General features: G+C 35.8%; 2 protein-coding genes. Both read right to left on the bottom strand.

What is annotated here, in order from left to right:
- Window positions 1-71 precede the first annotated feature (71 nt).
- Window positions 72-902 (bottom strand): IS3 family transposase, encoded by an 831-nt coding sequence (locus JCM14505_RS08500; protein ID WP_054654054.1) that lies wholly within the window; start codon window positions 900-902, stop codon window positions 72-74.
- Between the two features lie 32 nt (window positions 903-934).
- On the bottom strand, window positions 935-1,249 hold a 315-nt coding region (locus JCM14505_RS08495; protein WP_156249887.1), incomplete at its 5' end, for a helix-turn-helix domain-containing protein.

Raw genomic sequence — 1,249 nt, 5'->3', positions numbered from 1 at the left:
TGAATTATGAACTGACCCCTGTCAAGTAGACAGATAATTATACAAAGATTTTAGGCAGCTTGATGCCGGTATTAAACCGGGGGCAAGCTGTTTAATTTTGTTTGAAAACGTTGGTAATTATAAAAATACATATACCAATCGATTGACGAGACTAATTCTTCGTAAGTCTTAAATTCGTACCCGTAGTAGCCTTCATCCTTATAATGACTCCAAAAACTTTCCATCGGAGCGTTGTCAATACATTTACCAACCCGTGACATACTACGGATTACGCCGTGCTCAGCTGTAAAACTGGCATATTGTTTAGAGGTATATTGAAAGCCACGATCACTGTGAATCAACGGCTTTGCCGTTGGATTAAGTTTAAAAGCTTGCTTAATAGTATTCATAACTAACGGATTATCATTACGTTGACTAACGACATAACTAATAATTTCACCATTGTATAAGTCTTTAATGGCGCTAAGGTAGGCTTTTTGACCATTCCCATATGTTAAATAAGTCACATCAGTGACCCATTTTTCATTTTGATGATTGGCAGTGAAATTGCGGTTAAGCAAATTAGGTTCGTAGTTTTTACCATGAGCAATAGTACAGCTATGACGTGGACGTCTAATCACAGCTCGTAGCCTCATTTTAATAAGCAATCGTCTAATTCGCTTAAGGTTATAGTGGTAGTTATACCTTCGGTTAATTAACATAGTAATCCTACGGTATCCCCACGTTCCGTTCATTTCAAAATATGCCTTGCGAAGTAATTCTTTCAACTTTTCATTCTCTTGATCAATAGTTGGGTTTTCACGATTACTCAACCAGCGATAATAAGCTGCTCTTGATACTTTTACAAGTCCACAAAGTCGTTTGATAGATTGCCTTGGAAAAGCTTGGTAAGTTGATTTAATTGATTGATATCGTAAGACGTAGTCTTGACTACTTACTTCCTTGATGCCTTCTCCAAGCCGTTAATTTTTTTAATAAAAAAATTCTCTGCCGCTAAATCTTGATTATGAGCTTCTAATTCCTTAATTCGTCGTTCAAGTTTTTCTTCGTTACTTAATTTATCTAATGACGTTTCTTGTATTTTTCGCCCACGACGATCAACTAATCCTTCTTGACCATTCTGTTCGTATTTACGAACCCAGTTGTAAATCTGGCTATATGAAACCTGATACTTTTCAGCTGCTTCTCGATAATTATTATTATTAGCTAAAGTGTAATGAACAATTTCTAAACGTTCATTGTAGATAGT

The organism is Limosilactobacillus equigenerosi DSM 18793 = JCM 14505, from assembly GCF_001311375.1.
Taxonomy (GTDB): domain Bacteria; phylum Bacillota; class Bacilli; order Lactobacillales; family Lactobacillaceae; genus Limosilactobacillus; species Limosilactobacillus equigenerosi.
The sequence above is the reverse complement of the archived record's forward strand: the minus strand, read 5'-3'. Positions and strand labels throughout refer to the sequence as shown.